At 69.8% G+C, this 15528-nt stretch carries 14 protein-coding genes; 11 read left to right on the top strand and 3 right to left on the bottom strand.

Features of this window, described 5'->3' with window-relative positions:
* Window positions 1–33: 33 nt before the first annotated feature.
* The 6 genes from BLT64_RS08720 to BLT64_RS08695 all read left to right on the top strand — a co-directional run bounded on the left by BLT64_RS08720 (window position 34) and on the right by BLT64_RS08695 (window position 4137).
* Complete coding sequence (locus BLT64_RS08720; RefSeq protein WP_011749082.1) at window positions 34–486, top strand: GAF domain-containing protein; 453 nt, start codon at window positions 34–36, stop codon at window positions 484–486.
* On the top strand, window positions 464–859 hold the full coding sequence (locus tag BLT64_RS08715; RefSeq protein ID WP_011749081.1) for a GFA family protein: 396 nt from the start codon (window positions 464–466) through the stop codon (window positions 857–859). The genes BLT64_RS08720 and BLT64_RS08715 overlap by 23 nt, the downstream gene beginning before the upstream one ends.
* A gap of 49 nt (window positions 860–908) precedes the next feature.
* A complete protein-coding gene (locus BLT64_RS08710; RefSeq protein ID WP_011749080.1) occupies window positions 909–1535 on the top strand; it encodes a LysE family translocator in 627 nt (208 codons plus the stop codon).
* Window positions 1532–2179, top strand: coding sequence for an RluA family pseudouridine synthase (locus tag BLT64_RS08705; protein ID WP_011749079.1), 648 nt, complete (start codon window positions 1532–1534; stop codon window positions 2177–2179). Before BLT64_RS08710 ends, BLT64_RS08705 begins: the two co-directional genes overlap by 4 nt.
* 74 nt (window positions 2180–2253) lie before the next feature.
* Entirely contained in the window at window positions 2254–3192 is a 939-nt protein-coding gene (locus BLT64_RS08700; protein ID WP_011749078.1) for an MBL fold metallo-hydrolase, read from the top strand.
* Window positions 3193–3300: 108 nt separating this feature from the next.
* Complete coding sequence (locus tag BLT64_RS08695) at window positions 3301–4137, top strand: isocitrate lyase/PEP mutase family protein (RefSeq protein WP_011749077.1); 837 nt, start codon at window positions 3301–3303, stop codon at window positions 4135–4137.
* On the opposite strand, the gene truB is transcribed toward BLT64_RS08695, so the two are convergent.
* From truB to rbfA, 3 genes are read right to left on the bottom strand one after another with little or no spacing between them, the layout of a single operon-like run.
* Window positions 4134–5030, bottom strand: coding sequence for a tRNA pseudouridine(55) synthase TruB (gene truB, locus BLT64_RS08690; protein WP_011749076.1), 897 nt, complete (start codon window positions 5028–5030; stop codon window positions 4134–4136). The two genes, BLT64_RS08695 and truB, sit on opposite strands and share 4 nt — an antisense overlap.
* A gap of 1 nt (window position 5031) precedes the next feature.
* Window positions 5032–5787, bottom strand: coding sequence for a phosphodiester glycosidase family protein (locus tag BLT64_RS08685; protein WP_011749075.1), 756 nt, complete (start codon window positions 5785–5787; stop codon window positions 5032–5034).
* A complete protein-coding gene (gene rbfA, locus BLT64_RS08680; protein ID WP_011749074.1) occupies window positions 5777–6193 on the bottom strand; it encodes a 30S ribosome-binding factor RbfA in 417 nt (138 codons plus the stop codon). The genes BLT64_RS08685 and rbfA overlap by 11 nt, the downstream gene beginning before the upstream one ends.
* A 69-nt stretch (window positions 6194–6262) precedes the next feature.
* Between rbfA and dapB the strand changes: the two genes are divergently transcribed.
* Genes dapB through addA form a run of 5 tightly spaced genes read left to right on the top strand, consistent with a single transcriptional unit; the run spans window position 6263 to window position 15500 of the window.
* On the top strand, window positions 6263–7069 hold the full coding sequence (gene dapB, locus BLT64_RS08675; protein ID WP_011749073.1) for a 4-hydroxy-tetrahydrodipicolinate reductase: 807 nt from the start codon (window positions 6263–6265) through the stop codon (window positions 7067–7069).
* A 45-nt stretch (window positions 7070–7114) separates the two neighbouring features.
* Entirely contained in the window at window positions 7115–8533 is a 1419-nt protein-coding gene (locus tag BLT64_RS08670) for a bifunctional tRNA (adenosine(37)-N6)-threonylcarbamoyltransferase complex ATPase subunit type 1 TsaE/phosphotransferase (protein WP_011749072.1), read from the top strand.
* Entirely contained in the window at window positions 8530–9201 is a 672-nt protein-coding gene (locus BLT64_RS08665) for a nucleotidyltransferase family protein (protein ID WP_011749071.1), read from the top strand. Before BLT64_RS08670 ends, BLT64_RS08665 begins: the two co-directional genes overlap by 4 nt.
* The gene (gene addB, locus BLT64_RS08660; RefSeq protein WP_011749070.1) at window positions 9194–12136 is read left to right on the top strand and encodes a double-strand break repair protein AddB; all 2943 of its coding nucleotides are present in this window, start codon (window positions 9194–9196) and stop codon (window positions 12134–12136) included. The genes BLT64_RS08665 and addB overlap by 8 nt, the downstream gene beginning before the upstream one ends.
* Window positions 12126–15500, top strand: a complete 3375-nt coding sequence (gene addA, locus BLT64_RS08655; RefSeq protein ID WP_011749069.1) for a double-strand break repair helicase AddA — start codon at window positions 12126–12128, stop codon at window positions 15498–15500. The genes addB and addA overlap by 11 nt, the downstream gene beginning before the upstream one ends.
* The last annotated feature ends 28 nt before the right edge of the window (window positions 15501–15528 follow it).

The raw sequence follows: 15528 nt of genomic DNA, 5'->3' as shown, positions 1-15528 counted from the left end.
GACAGGCCGGCAAGCCGCCGCTAATCTGGCGCCATGCCCGATTACGACGATCTTGCCGCCCGCATCCAGGCCCTGACCCATGACGAGACCGACGAGGTCGCGCTGATGGCGACGCTCGCCTGCGAGATCCACCACTCGGACGAGCGATTCGACTGGACCGGATTCTATCGCGTCACCGCGCCCGAGCTGCTGAAGATCGGTCCCTATCAGGGCGGCCATGGCTGCCTGGTGATCCCGTTTTCGCGCGGGGTCTGCGGCGCGGCGGCGCGGACGCGGCAGGTCCAGCTGGTGCCGGATGTCGACGCCTTTCCCGGCCATATCGCCTGCGCCAGCTCGACCCGCTCGGAACTGGTGATCCCGGTGATCGGCGGAGGCGAGCGGCTGATCGGCGTGCTGGATATCGACAGCGATCAACCCGACGCTTTCACGCGGGACGATGCCGACCGCCTGCAGGAGATCCTGGATGCCACATTCGGACGCGACTGAATTCACCGGCCATTGCCTTTGCGGCGCCATCCGGTTTCGCGGCACCTATGACGCGACCAACGACCTCAAGGCCTGCCATTGCGGCCAGTGCCGGCGCTGGTCGGGGCATTACTGGGCCGCCATCCTGCCGAAATCGCTGGAGATCCAGGGGCAGCCGAAATGGTATCGCGCCTCGGACATCGCCCGGCGCGGCTTTTGCCCGGAATGCGGCAGCTCGCTGTTCTGGCAGCGCGACGGCTCGGACATCATCGACGTGGCGGCGGGCGCCATCGACAGCCCGACGGGGCTGCGCCTGCTGGGCCATATCTTCGTCGCCGACAAGGGCGACTATTACGAGATCGCCGACGGGTTGCCGCAAGATCCGCGCGAATAGTTGACGCCGTGCGCCGCCCGTCCTAGGCGGCAGGAAAAGGGGGCGCGCGATGATCTGGGACACCTTGGCGAATTTTCCGCTGCAGCAGTTGCTGGCCTTCATGGCCGGGGCATTGGTGCTGAACCTGGCGCCGGGGCAGGACGTGTTCTTCGCCAGCGCCTGCGGCATCCAGAACGGCCCGCGCGCCGGGGCTTTGGCCGGCTTCGGCGTCGGGCTGGGCGTGATCTGCCATGTGGCGATGGCGACCGTGGGCCTTGGTGCGCTGGTGGCCGCCCATCCCGGCGCGCTGGTTGCGATCAAATATGCCGGCGCGGCCTATCTGCTGTTCCTGGCCTGGAAAAGCTGGAACGCGGGCGAGGTCGATCCCCGCGCCCGCGCCGCCAGCCGGCCCTGGAACATCATCCGGCGCGGGGCGCTGTCGAACCTGCTGAACCCCAAGCCGGTGCTGTTCCTGCTGGCTTTCCTGCCGCAATTCACCAAGCCGGAATATGGCCCGATCTGGCAGCAGATCCTGGGGCTGGGGCTGATGTTCACCCTGTCCGGCACGCTGGTCACCATGGGTTACGGGGTGGTCGGCGGGTTGGCCGGCCAGGTGATCGGCAAGCGGCTGGGCATCGTGAACCGCATTGCGGCGGTGATGTTCGCGGGCCTTGCCCTGCGGCTGGTCTGGAAATGAGCTTTCTCTACCAGCCGACGGCCGAACAGCCGCGCGTGATCCATGCCGATCACGAGATCCTGGTGGTCGAAAAGCCGGCTGGGCTGCTTTCCGTTCCCGGCCGGGGCGAGGATCGCGCCGATTGCCTGATCGAGCGGCTGCGCGGCGCCTTTCCGACCGTGCTGCTGGTGCATCGGCTGGACATGGACACATCGGGCGTGATGGTCTTTGGCCTGACCCCGCATGCGCAGCGCCACCTGTCCAGGCAATTCGAGGACCGGCGGACGAAAAAGACCTATGTCGCGCGGCTCTGGGGCCGGCTGGAGCCGAAAACAGGCATGGTGGACCTGCCGCTGATCGTGGACTGGCCGAACCGTCCGCGACAAAAGGTCGATCATGCCGAGGGCCGGCCGGCGCAGACGGAATGGCGGGTGGTCAAGGCGACGGATGCCGAGACGCGGGTGCGGCTGATGCCGATCACCGGCCGCAGCCATCAGTTGCGCGTGCATATGGCCCAGCTTGGCCATCCGATCCTGGGCGATCCGCTTTATGCGGCCGGTGCGGCGGCGGATTTCCCGCGGCTGATGCTGCATGCCGAAAGCCTGCGCTTCAAGCATCCCGAAACCGGGGTGATGCAAAGCTTTACCGCGCCCGCGCCCTTCTAGCCGGTCACGCAGGTTTCATGCCGGAACCCGCCGCCCTCGCGTAAGGTTGCAGAAGAACCAAGCAGGAGGGAGAGATGTTCAGGACCGATATCAGCCGCCGCCAAGCCATGCTCATCGGCGGCGCGCTGCCCATGGCTCTGGTGCTGCCCGCGCATGCCCAGACCGCCCCCGCCCAGCCGGCGGGCGAGGCGCCCGCCTTTCTCGGCCGCGCCAACACGATCCAGCTGGGCGGCTTCGAGGTGACGACGTTGTTCGGTGGCGGGAGCATGAGCGACAATCCGATCGAGACCTTCGGCCTCAATGCCGATCCGGCCGAGTTCGAAAGCCTCAGCGCCGAGAATTTCATCCCCGCCGACCGCAGCGGCGGCTCCTATACGATGACGCTGGTGCGCACGCCCGATGCGCTGGTGCTGTTCGACACCGGCATGGTCCCGGCCAACAACGCCGCCTCGATGGCGCAGGCCGGGGTCAAGCCCGAGGACGTGACCCATGTCGTGCTGACCCATATGCACGGCGACCATATCGGCGGGCTGATGGATGGCGAGGCTCCGGCCTTTCCCAATGCCGAGCTGATCCTGCCCCGCCCCGAGAACGACTATTGGGCGGCCAATCCCAGCGAGGCCTATACCGCCAAGGTGGTACCGCTGCTGGACAAGGCGCGGCAGATCGAGGGGACCGAGGAAATCCTGCCCGGCATCAAGGCCGAGCAGGCCCACGGCCACACGCCCGGCCACACCACCTATCTGCTGGAAAGCGACGGGCAGCGGCTGCTGATCACCGGCGACAGCTTCAACCACTATGTCTATTCGGTGCAGCGCCCGGCCTGGCATGTGCGCTTCGACGTGGACAAGGAACAGGGCGCGGCCACGCGCCAGGCGGTTCTGGCCCGGCTGGCCGAGGAAAAGATCCCCTTCATCGGCTATCACATGCCCTTCCCGGGCTTGGGCTTCATCGCCCCGAACGGCGAGGGTTCCTGGCGCTTCGTGCCCGCGACCTATCAGTTCGCCGGCTGACGGCCTTCGCGCCACGGCAGGCCCGTGGCGCGACAGGGTCGAGAAAATCGTTCATAATTTGTTCCGGCCTGCTAGGGTGGCATCAAGAGTCCTTGCAGGAGAGGCGCGATGCCGGATCAACAGGCCAAGTTCGAGAAGCTGAAGGCGTTGCACCAGACGGAGAGCGCCTTTGTCATGCCCAATCCCTGGGATGCGGGTTCGGCCCGGCTGCTGGCCAGCCTGGGGTTTCAGGCGCTGGCAACCACCAGCGCCGGCTATGCCTTTTCCAAGGGCAAGCTGGATTCCATCGCCGACCTTCAGCGCGACGAGATCCTGGACAACGCAGCCGAGATCGTCGGCGCGACCGACCTGCCGGTCTCGGCCGATCTTCAGGACGGCTTTGGCGCCGCGCCGGAAATCTGCGCCGAAACCATCCGGCTGGCCTGCTGGGTGGGGTTGGTCGGCGGCTCGATCGAGGATGCGACGGGGGACGCCGGCGATCCGATCCACGACCTGTCCCTTGCGGTCGAGCGCGTCCAGGCGGCGGCAGAGGCGGCGCGGGGCCTCCCTTTCCTGCTGACCGCACGGGCCGAGAACTTTCTTTGGGACCGGCCCGATCTGGATGACACGATCAGGCGGCTGCAAGCCTTTTCCGCCGCCGGGGCGGATGTGCTCTATGCGCCGGGACTGCCGGATCTCCAGGCGATCCGCACCGTCTGCGCCGCGGTGGACAAGCCCGTCAACGTGGTCATGGGACTGGCGGGTCCGACCTGGTCGGTTGCCGAACTGGCGCAGGCCGGGGTGCGGCGGATCAGCGTCGGCGGTTCTTTCGCGCGGGCGGCGCTCGGCGCGCTGATGCGCGCCGCCGAAGAGGTGAAAACGGCCGGCACCTTCACCTATGCCGCCCAGGCGCTGCCCGGTGCCACGGTCGCCCGGATCATGGCGCCCGGCGGCGAGGGGGTCTAGCCCAGGTTGAACACGCGCGAGGGCTGCACCTCGCCGCCCATGTAGCGACCGATGCACAGTGCGCGGCCGTTGCGGCTGACCCAGACTTCCTCGCCGAATTCGGCATGGCCCAGCACCTGGCCGGGATTGCCGTTCAGGATGCGGGTGGCGCCGATCTCGGTCGCCTGCATCTCGGGCAGGTCGGCCAGCGCGGCTTGCAGGGGCAGCAGCGCCGCCTCGATCTCGGCCTGGTTGGCACGGTCGATGCGGTCGAAGGCAAAGCCGTCCCCGGCCTCGAAGGGCCCCGACCAGATGCGGCGCAGTTGCGCGACATGGCCAAGGCAGCCCAGCTTGCGGCCAAGGTCGCGGGCAATGCTGCGCACATAGCCGCCCTTGCCGCAGACCATGCGCAGCTCGGCGCTGTCGCGGGCCGCGCCCAGCAGCTCCAGCGATTCCACCCAAAGCGGACGGGCGGCAAGCTCGACCACCTCGCCCTCTCGCGCGAGGTCATAGGCCCGCGCGCCATCGACGCGCACGGCCGAGACGGCGGGGGGAACCTGCATGATCTCGCCGGTGAATTCCGGCAGGGCGGCGCGGATCGCCGCCTCGTCCGGGCGCGCGTCGCTGGTTTTCACCACCCCGCCCGAGGCATCGTCGGTCGAGGTCTCGGCGCCCCAGCTTACCGTGAAGTCATAGGCTTTCAGCGCGTCGGTCAGGATCGGCACGGTCTTGGTCGCCTCTCCCAGCGCCACGGCCAGCACGCCGGTCGCATCCGGGTCCAGCGTCCCGGCATGCCCGGCCTTCTTCGCGTCCAGTGCCCAGCGGACCTTGCCGACCACGTCGGTCGAGCCGATACCGGCCGGCTTGTCCACGATCAGCCAACCGTGGATCTCGCGTCCCTTTTTTCGCGCCATTCTAGTTCTGTCCTACATATCCGATGATCGGCCCCAGCCGCCGCCCGAAATCGGCGCGGCCCAGGCCCGGGGCGTATAGCCGCGAAATCGAGCCGTCGAAATACAGCGCATCCCGCGCCCCCAGCCCGTCGCGGAACAGCCGGCCGAACTGGTGAAAGGTCACCGCCCGGTCCGAGATGGCGAACCATGCCGTCTGTCCGTCGGGCGAGACGCCGACGCCGTTCCTGATATAGCGGCTGTCGCTGTCCACCAGGAAACGCGGGTGCAGCGCGCCGTCGATGACCAGCATCGGCCCCGATTGCGTGGCGAGGCGGCAATCCGGGGCGGCCTTGGCAAAGGCGCGGCTTTCGATCACCTGATAGGGCCGCGCGCCGCCGGCGCAAAAGACGCCGTTCGGCAACATGCCGAAATTGCCGCCGCCGCCGGCAGTGACCAGGTCGTGCTGGCTGACGCCGTCGCTGACGTAAAGCCCGACCGGGGTGAAATCCGGGTGATACATGCCGGCATTCATGGCGAAACCCAGGCTTTCGCCTTGGGCCAGGGTGCGGCGGACGGCGGTGAAATCGCCGAGCGTCCGGCCATCCGGGCCGTTCAGCCACAGCCGCAGGCCCGGCTCCTGCCCCGCCGTCAGCGTGCAGATCACATAGCCCTGCCCGTCGAAGTCGCGCTTTTCGCAGATCCCGGCCAGGGCGGGCAGGGTCATGGCGATCAGCGCGCCAAAGGCCAGGCCCAGCCGGCGCTTGAGATCAATCTTCATCGTCTTCCGGGTGCGATTCGACGTCGCGCCGCACCCGGTCCTCGGACAAGAGGCGGCGGGTGTCGTCCATGCGGTCGAAGGTCTCGTCCAGCACGAATCGCAGCTGCGGCGCGTATTTCAGCGTCATCGCCTTGGCGACCAGATGGCGCAGCTCGCCCGCGTTGCGGCGCAAGGCGGCCAGCGCCTCTTCGGCATCATGCCCGCCCAGGGGCAGCACATAGGCCGTCGCGACCTTGAGGTCGGGCGAGGTCCGCACCTCTCCGACCGTGATCGAATGCCGGTTCAGCTCGGGGTCGTGGACATCCCCCCGCAGGAGGACGTCGGAAAGCGTGCGGCGGATCAGCTCGCCCACGCGAAGCTGACGCTGCGAGGGGCCGGTGCCGGAATGAAAGCGGTTCTGTGCCATGCGCGCAGATGTAGGGGGTCGCGGCCCGCGCCGCAACGGGATAGACATGCCGGAAACGGGGGATCGAGCATGGAAAAACCGGGAATCGTCATTACGGGTGCGTCGGGCCGCATGGGGCAGATGCTGGCGCGCACCGTTCTGGGGTCGGATCAGGCCCGTCTCGTCGGTGCAATCGAGCGCGAGGGCAACCCCTGGGTCGGCCGCGACCTGGGCGAGGCGATGGGGGGACCGGTGCTGGGAATCACGGTCACCGACGATCCGGTCGAGGCGATCGCCAAGGCGCAGGCGGTGATCGACTTCACCGCCCCGGCGGCGACGGTGGCCTTCGCGGAACTGACCGCGCAGGCCCGCGCCGTGCATGTGATCGGCACCACGGGGTTCGAGCCGGCCGACCTGGACAAGCTGAAGGCCGCCGCCCGCCACGCCCCGATCATCCGCGCCGGCAACATGAGCCTGGGCGTCAATCTGCTGGTCGGGCTGACCCGCAAGGTCGCCGCCGCGCTCGGCGAGGACTGGGACATCGAGGTGGTCGAGGCGCATCACAGCCGCAAGGTCGATGCGCCCTCGGGCACCGCGCTGATGCTGGGCGAGGCCGCCGCCGAGGGGCGGGGCCACGGCCTGGACGATCTGCGCACCCCGGCGCGCGAGGGCATCACCGGCGCCCGCGCGCCCGGCAGCATCGGCTTTTCCGCCATCCGCGGCGGCGACATCGTGGGCGAGCATGACGTGATCTTCGCCACGGCGGGCGAGCGTGTGATCCTGCGCCATGTCGCCACAGATCGCGCCATCTTTGCCCGCGGTGCGCTGCGGGCGGCGCTTTGGGGGCAGGACAAGGGGCCGGGCGAATACGACATGGCGGATGTTCTGGGGCTTTGACAGACCCGCATCTCGCATTAGGCTTCCCGCATTAGGTTTTCCGTGATGACCCTGCTTGCGACGCTTGACGATGCCGATGCCGACCTGACCGCCTGCCTGGCGCGGGTGATGGCGGCTGTCCTGAAGCCCGGCGACGTGGTGGCGTTGCAGGGGCCGGTCGGTGCGGGCAAGACCCATTTCGCCCGCGCCTTCATCCGAGCCCGGCAGGGCGAGGCGGCCGAAGAGGTGCCCAGCCCCACCTTTACCCTGGTCCAGACCTATGCCGACCCGCTGGGGACCGAGATCTGGCACGCCGACCTTTACCGCCTGACCCATCCCGAGGAACTGGCCGAACTGGGCCTTGACGAGGCCATGCGCGAAGCCGTCGTGCTGGTCGAATGGCCCGAGCATGGCAGCCCGCTGGAGGGCGCGCTGACCATCGGGCTGGAGCCGATGGCGGATGCGCCCGACCTGCGCCGCATCACGCTGGCGGGCTCCGAGCCGCATTGGGGCCTGATGACCCGCCTGCCCGCCATCGCCAAGCTGATCCATCGCGCCGGGTGGTCTGGGGCGCGGCTAAGGCCGCTGGCGGGCGATGCCTCGTCGCGGCGCTATTTCCGGCTGGTCGAGGATGACGGGCGCAGCGCCGTCCTGATGGATGCCTCGCCCGGCGTGACCGCGCCCTATGTCGCCATGACGCAATGGCTGAGGGCGCTGGACCTGCATGCGCCCGAGATCCTGGCCACCGACCAGGCGCAGGGGCTGCTGCTGATCGAGGATCTGGGCGACGATCTGGTGGCCCGCGTGCTGGAATCGCGGCCCGAGCTTGCGCTGCGCATCTATGACCGCATGACCGACCTGCTGGTGCAGTTGCACGGCCGCGAGTCGCCGGATTTCGTGCCGCGCCTCGATGGGCCGGAACTCGCGCATCAGGTCGGGCTTTTCGCCGAATACTACCCCCCTGCCGTCGGTGCGCCCGGCAAGGGGGCCGAGGTCGCCGCGGTGATCGAGCGGCTGCATGCGGAACTGGCCGCCGACCTGCCCCCGGTGCTGGGCCTGCGCGATTTCCATGCCGAGAATGTCGTCTGGCGGGACGAGGCGCCGCTGGGCCTTCTGGACTTTCAGGACGCGGTGGCGGTGCATCCGGCCTATGACCTGGTCTCGGCGCTGCAAGATGCGCGCCGCGACGTCGCCCCCGAGATCGAGGCGGCGCAGGTCGCCCGCTATATCGCCGCGACCGGGGTGGACGAGGCGCGTTTTCGCGCCGCCTATGCGCTGCTGGGGGCGCAGCGCAACCTGCGCATCATGGGCATCTTTACCCGGCTGGCGCAGCGCGAAGGCAAGCGGCGCTATCTGGCGATGATGCCGCGTGTCTGGGCGGCGATCCGGCGCGACCTGGCCCATCCGGCGCTGGCCCCGCTGGCCGCCGCGCTCGAAGGCATCCCCGCCCCCACGCCCGAGGCGATCGAGGGCATCGCCGGATGAGCCTGCCGATGATGATCTTTGCCGCGGGCAAGGGCACCCGCATGGCGCCGCTGACCGATGCGGTGCCGAAACCGTTGATTCCGGTCGGCGGCCAGACGCTTCTGGACCGCGCGCTGGCGCTGGGGCGGCAGGCGGGCGTCGGTCGGGTGGCGCTGAACATCCATCATCTGGGACACCAGATCCGCGATCACGTCGCAGGTCGGGACATTGCCGTTTCCGACGAATCCGACCTGCTGCTGGAGACGGGGGGCGGCTTGCGCAAGGCGCTGCCGCTGCTTGGCCCCGGCCCTGTGGTCACGATGAACCCGGATGTGATCTGGACCGGGCCGAACCCGATCCGCGCGCTGCTGGACGGCTGGCGCGAGGACATGGACGCGCTCTTGATGCTGGTGCCGCTGGACCGGACGCATGGCCGGCAGGGCGGCGGCGATTTCAGCCTTGGTTCCACAGGCCGGCTGATCCGCAAGGGCGATCTGGTCTATGGCGGGGCGCAGATCATCCGGCCCGACCGGCTGGCCGAGATCCCCGAACCGGCGTTTTCGCTCAACCGCCTCTGGGATCTGATGATCGCCGAGGGCCGGGCTTGCGGCCTGATCCACCCCGGCGCATGGTGCGATGTTGGTCGCCCCGACTGCATCCCGCTGGCCGAGGCGCTGCTCGATGCCTGACTGGCAGAACGGCGTCTTTGCCCTGCCTTGCGGCGCCGATTTCCCTGGTGCCTTTGCCGAAGGACTGATCCGGCGCATGCGTCACCACCCGCCGCAAGAGATGGCGCGGGTCACGGTCTATGCCAATTCCGGCCAGTCGCTGATGGCGCTGCGCCAGGCGCTGATCCAGCGCGGGCCGCTGCTTTTGCCCCGGCTGCGGTTGATTGCCGATCTGGGCGGCGGTGCGGCCACCACGCCCCTGGCGCGCCGACTGGAACTGGGCCGGCTGATCGACGCAGCGCTACGCGCCCAGCCGGATCTGGCTCAGGGGCAATCGGTGCCGGAACTGGCTGCCTCGCTGGCTGGGCTGATGGCCGAGATGCAGCTGGAGGGGCTGGACGCGCAGGCGCTGGACCGCATCGACGCCAGCGAACACGCCCAGCATTGGGGACGGGCGCTGGCGTTCCTCAAGATCGCCGCCGGCTATTACCTGTCCGACCCGCCCCAGGATCGCGAGGCCCGGCAGCGCGCCGCGGCCGAGGCGCTGGCCGCAGCCTGGGCGCGGGGCGAGATGCTGCCGCAGGGCCCGGTGGTCGTTGCCGGCTCGACCGGCTCGCATGGCGCGACGCGGGACTTCATGCGCGCCGTCGCCCGGCTGCCGATGGGCGCGGTGGTGCTGCCGGGTTTCGATGCGGACCTGCCGCAGGGGGTCTGGGACGGGCTCGACCAACGCTCCGAGGATCACCCGCAGGCGCGCTATGCGCCGTTGGTGGCCGAGTTCGGCGCACCGGCGGAATGGCTGGCGGACACCGCCCCCGACCCGGCGCGCAACCGGCTGATTTCGCTGGCGCTGCGACCGGCCCCGGTCACCGACCAGTGGATCGAGGAAGGCCCGCGCCTTGGTCCGCTGGCCCCCGCGACCGAACGCCTGACCCTGATCGAGGCCGAACAGCCCGGCGAAGAGGCCGAGGCCGTCGCGCTGATCATCCGCGAGGCGGTCGAGCGCGGCCAGCCGGTGACGCTGATCGCCGCCGACCGCATGCTGACCCGCCGCGTGCAATCGGCGCTGGATCGCTGGGGCATCATTCCCGACGATTCCGCCGGCCAGCCCTTGCCGCTGACCGCGCCCGGCCTGTTCCTGCGCCATGTCGCCGACCTTTTCGGCGCCGAGATGATGCTGGACGCGCTCTTGGTGCTGCTCAAGCATCCGGTCACCGCCACCGGCCTTGGCTCCGATTACCGGCGCGAGCATAACCGCCATACCCGCGATCTGGAGCTGCATCTGCGCCGCAATGGCCCGGCTTTTCCCGACGGCGCGGCCTTGCGGGAATGGGCGGACCGGGGCGACGCCTCCAGCAAGCCCTGGGCGCTGTGGCTGGCCGGGCTTCTGGACCGCATCGTGCCACTGGCCCAGGACCGTGCCCCGCGCCCGCTGGCTGATCGGTTGCGCGATCTGCGGGCCTTGGCCGAGGATCTGGCAGCCGGCCCGGGCGGCGATGCCGGTGCGTCCGAACTGTGGGCCAAGGCCTCGGGCGGCCTGGCGCGTTCGGTGCTGGACCATCTTGCCGCCCATGCGCATCTGGGCCACGACCTGCGGCCGGGCGAGTTCTGCGACCTGCTTTACGACGAATTGCAGGGCCAGGCGGTGCGGCAGGACGTGGCCGCGCATCCGCTGGTGCGGTTTCGCGGCCCGCGCGAGGCGCGCACCGAAGCCGTGGGTAAGGCCGCCGGGCTGGTGATCCTGTCGGGGTTGAACGAGGGCGGCTGGCCGCAGGCGCTGCCGCCCGATCCGTGGCTGTCGCGCCCGATGCGGCTGGCTGCCGGGCTGACCCTGCCCGAGCGCCGGGTGGGCCTTGCCGCGCATGACTTCCAGCAGGCCGTCGGCGCAGGCGCGGTGGTGCTGACCCGCGCCCGTCGCGATGCCGAGGCCGAGACCATCCCCTCGCGCTGGCTGAACCGGCTGGTGAACCTGCTGGGCGGGTTGCCGGACCAGCAGGGGCCGCAGGCGCTGGCCGAGATGCGCCGGCGCGGCCGATACTGGCTGGACCTGGCTGAATTGCAGGCCCGGCCGCGGATACGCCTGGCGCCGGCGCCGCGCCCCTCGCCCATCCCGCCGCCGCCCGCCCTGCGCGAGCTGTCGGTGACCGAGGTCAGGACGCTGATCCGCGACCCCTATGCCGTCTATGCCCGCCGGGTGCTGGGCCTGCGCGCGCTGGACCCGCTGCGCCCCGAGCCGGATGCGGCCGAACGCGGCAACATGCTGCACCACATCATGGACCGTTTCTTGCGGGGGCTTCCCGACCTGCCCGAGACGCCGCAGGCGATGAAGGCGCGGCTGCTTGCCATTACCGACGAGGTGCTGGAGGCCGAGGTGCCCTGGCCCTCGGCGCGGCTGTTCTGGCGGGCGCGCATCGCCGGCATCGCCGACCGGCTGATGGCGGACGAGGCCGAAAGGCTGGCCCGCGGCACGCCCACCGTGGTCGAGGAATATGGCGAGCAGGGCATTCCCGGCCTGGATTTCCGGCTGATCGCCCGGCCCGACCGGCTGGACCGGCTGCATGACGGCCAGGTGCATGTCTATGACTACAAGTCCGGCAAGCCGCCGACCGACAAGCAGATCGCGCATTTCGACAAGCAGTTGCCGCTGGAGGCCGCCATGGTCCGGCACGGTGCCTTCAGGACGCTGGGACCGGCCGAGGTCGAGGGCATCAGCTATATCCAGCTTGGGGGTGAGGGCAGGACCGAACCCCGCGAATTCTCCGCCGGCTTCGCCGAGGAGACCTGGGCCGGCTTCGTCACCCTGATTCGCCGCTATCTGGGCGGCGAGCGCGGCTTTACCGCGCGGCTGGCCATGGAGCGCAGCGATCACGCCAGCGATTACGACCACCTGTCGCGGCATGGCGAATGGGACACGACCGAAACCCCGCAACCGCAAAGGTTCGGCGATGATGGATGAGGCCACCCTTGCGCAGGTGCGGGCGGCTGACCCGCATCGCTCGACCTGGCTGACGGCCAATGCCGGCTCGGGCAAGACGCGAGTGCTGACCGACCGGGTGGCGCGGCTGCTTCTGGCCGGGACGGCGCCCGAGCGCATCCTGTGCCTGACCTATACCAAGGCGGCGGCGAGCGAGATGCAGAACCGCCTGCTGGCGCGGCTGGGCCGATGGGCCATGCTGCCCGAGGCGGAACTGCGCGCCGAACTGGCGCGGCTGGGCGAGGCGGGCGCCCCCGACCTGCCCGCCGCGCGCCGGCTTTTCGCCCGCGCCATCGAGACGCCGGGCGGGCTGAAGGTCCAGACCATCCACAGCTTCTGTGCCGGGGTCTTGCGCCGCTTTCCGATCGAGGCCGGCGTGCCGCATGGCTTTACCGAGCTTGACGACCGCAGCGCCGCCCTGATCCGCGCCGAGATCATCGAGGAAATGGCCCGCGACCATGCGCCCGAGTTGCAGGACCTGCTGGCGCTGCATTCGGGCGAGAGGCTCGACGCCTTCCTCGCCGGTCTGCGCGGGTTCGAGGCCCCTGCGGACCGGGACGCGCTTTGGGCGGCCTGCGGGCTGGCGCCGGGCGAGGATATGCAGTCGCTCTTGGCGGAATGCTTTGCCGCTGGCGCTACGGTGATCGCCGCGCTGGTCCCGCATCTGCTGAAAAGCGGCGCGAACGACCAGAAGGCGGCGGCGAAGCTTGCGCCCGGCAATTGGGTGCAGCCTGGGCCGGCGGAACTGGCGATCCTGGAATCCGTGCTGCTGACCGGGGCAAGCGCCAAGGAACCCTTTACCGCGAAATACGACAGCTTCCCCACCAAGGCGCTGCGCAACGGTCCTTGCGCGGAACTGCTGGACGACCTCGCCATCCTGATGGAGCGGGTCGAGGCCGCCCGCCCGCGTCGCATCGCACTGGCCCATGCCGAACGGACGCTGGCGCTGAATCGCTTCGGCCATGCCTTCCTGAACCGCTATCGCGCGCAGAAGGCGGCGCATGGCCGGCTGGATTTCGACGACCTGATCGACCGCACCGCGCGGCTTCTGTCGGAAAACAGCATGGCGCAATGGGTGCTGTTCCGCCTGGACGGCGGCATCGACCATATCCTGGTCGACGAGGCGCAGGACACCAGCCCCGCGCAATGGCAGGTGATCGAGCGGTTGACCGACGAGTTCACCTCGGGCCAGGGCGCGCGCGACCAGACCCGCAGCCTGTTCGTGGTGGGCGACCCGAAACAGTCGATCTACAGCTTCCAGGGCGCCGACATCGCGGTTTTCGAGGCTCGCCGGACCGGCTTTGCGCAAGCCTTCGACGCTGTGCAAGAGCCGATGCAGGTGCTGGAGCTGCGGCATTCCTTCCGCAGCTCGACCGCGATCCTTGCGCTGGTCGATCAGGTCTTTGCCGGCGATGCGGCGCGCGGCCTGGGCGATCCGCCGCAGCATCGCGCCTTTCGCACCGACATGCCGGGGCGCGTGGACCTGTGGCCGGCGATCCCCAAGCCCGAAAAGCCCGAGCCGGGCGATTGGACCGACCCGGTGGACCTGCCGGCCGAGAACTCCGAGACGGTGCAACTGGCCCGCGCCGTCGCCCGCGCCGTCGGCGAGATGCTGGGCCAGCCGATCTTCGACGCCAAGACCGGCAGGCTACGCCGCATCCGCGCCGGCGACGTGCTGATCCTGGTCCAGCGCCGCTCGGAACTGTTCGCCGAGATCATCGCCGCGCTGAAAGCCGCGAACCTGCCCGTCGCCGGCGCCGACCGGCTGAAGTTGGCCGGAGAGATGGCGGTGCAGGACATCCGCGCCCTGCTGTCGGTGCTGGCCACGCCCGAGGACGACCTGTCGCTGGCCGCTTGCCTGCGCTCGCCGCTGTTCGACCTGTCCGAGGAGGAGCTTTACCGCCTTGCTGCCGGGCGCAAGCGCGGCCAATACCTGTGGCGGCGTCTGCGCGAGTCGCATCATCGCCATGCGGTCGAGGTGCTGGCCGACCTGATGGGCCAGACCGGCTTCATGCGCCCTTATGACCTGATCCAGCGCCTGCTGATCCGGCATGGCGGGCGCGAGCGTCTGGTCGCCCGGCTTGGCCCCGAGGCGCAGGACGGCATCGACGAACTGCTGTCGCAGGCGCTGAGCTATGAAAGCTCGGAAACGCCCTCGCTGACCGGCTTCCTGGTCTGGCTGACCGGCGACGATGTCGAGGTGCGCCGCCAGCCGGGCTCGGCCGGGGATGGCGAGGGGCTGATCCGGGTGATGACCGTGCATGGCTCGAAGGGCCTGGAAAGCCCCATCGTCATCATGCCCGACGCGGCCAAGCGCAAACCCCCGCGCGAGGCGCCGGTGCTGCCCGGCCCGGACGGGCTGTCCCTGTGGCGCGGCAGGAAGGGCGAACGGCCCGATCCGGTCGAGGAACTGGCGGCGATGCAGACCGAGCGGCAGTTGCAGGAACGCAAGCGGCTGCTCTATGTCGGCCTGACCCGTGCCGAAAGCTGGCTGATCGTCGCGGCGGCGGGCGAGACCGGCGCGGGCGAGGACAGCTGGCACGCCATGGTCGAGGCCGGCATGGGCCGCGCCGATTTGACCGAGACGCGCCTGCCCGCCCCATGGGGTGGCGAGATCCGACGGCTGTCCTTTGGCGACTGGCCTGAAACCGCGCCGGATGCGGTGCTGGCGGAAAGACCCCTGCCGGCCGAGCCGGACTGGCTGCGCGCCCCGCCGCCGCCCGCGCCCGGGAAGGTCCGACCCGTCGCTGCGACGGCCTTGGGCGGTGCCAAGGTGATCGGTGCGGCGGGCGAGGGCGATGCCGAGGCGGCGATGCTGTTCGGCACCAGGCTGCATCTGCTGCTGGAGCATCTGCCGGGCCGCGACCCTGCGGATTGGCCCGAACTGGCCCGCGACGTGCTGGCCGATGCCGAGGGCGGCTTGCCCGGCCCCAACGAACTGGCCGCGCTGCTGACCGAGGCCCGCGCGGTGATCGAGGCGCCGGATCTGGCACAGGTCTTTGCGCTCTCCGACACGGCCGAGGTGCTGGCCGAGGTGGCGCTGGCTGCGCCCGTTCCGGGCATCGGCACCATGACGGGGGCGGTGGACCGGCTGGTGGTGGAACCGGGGCGGATCCTGGCGGTGGACTACAAGTCGAACCGCGAGGTGCCGGATACACCCGACGCGGTGCCGCTGGGCATCCTGCGGCAGATGGCGGCCTATCGCGCGGCGCTGCGGCTGATCTGGCCGGCCATCCGGGTCGAGGTCGCGGTGCTGTGGACGGCCTCGCGCAGCCTGATGGCGCTGCCCGACGACCTGCTGGATCGGGTGATGGCGGGCCTTGACCCCAACCGCCCCGGTGCCTAGCTGTTGACGCATATGCCCCGCCGGTGCC

Source organism: Paracoccus denitrificans, from assembly GCF_900100045.1.
In the GTDB taxonomy this organism is placed as follows: Bacteria; Pseudomonadota; Alphaproteobacteria; order Rhodobacterales; family Rhodobacteraceae; genus Paracoccus; species Paracoccus denitrificans.
The sequence above is the reverse complement of the archived record's forward strand: the minus strand, read 5'-3'. Positions and strand labels throughout refer to the sequence as shown.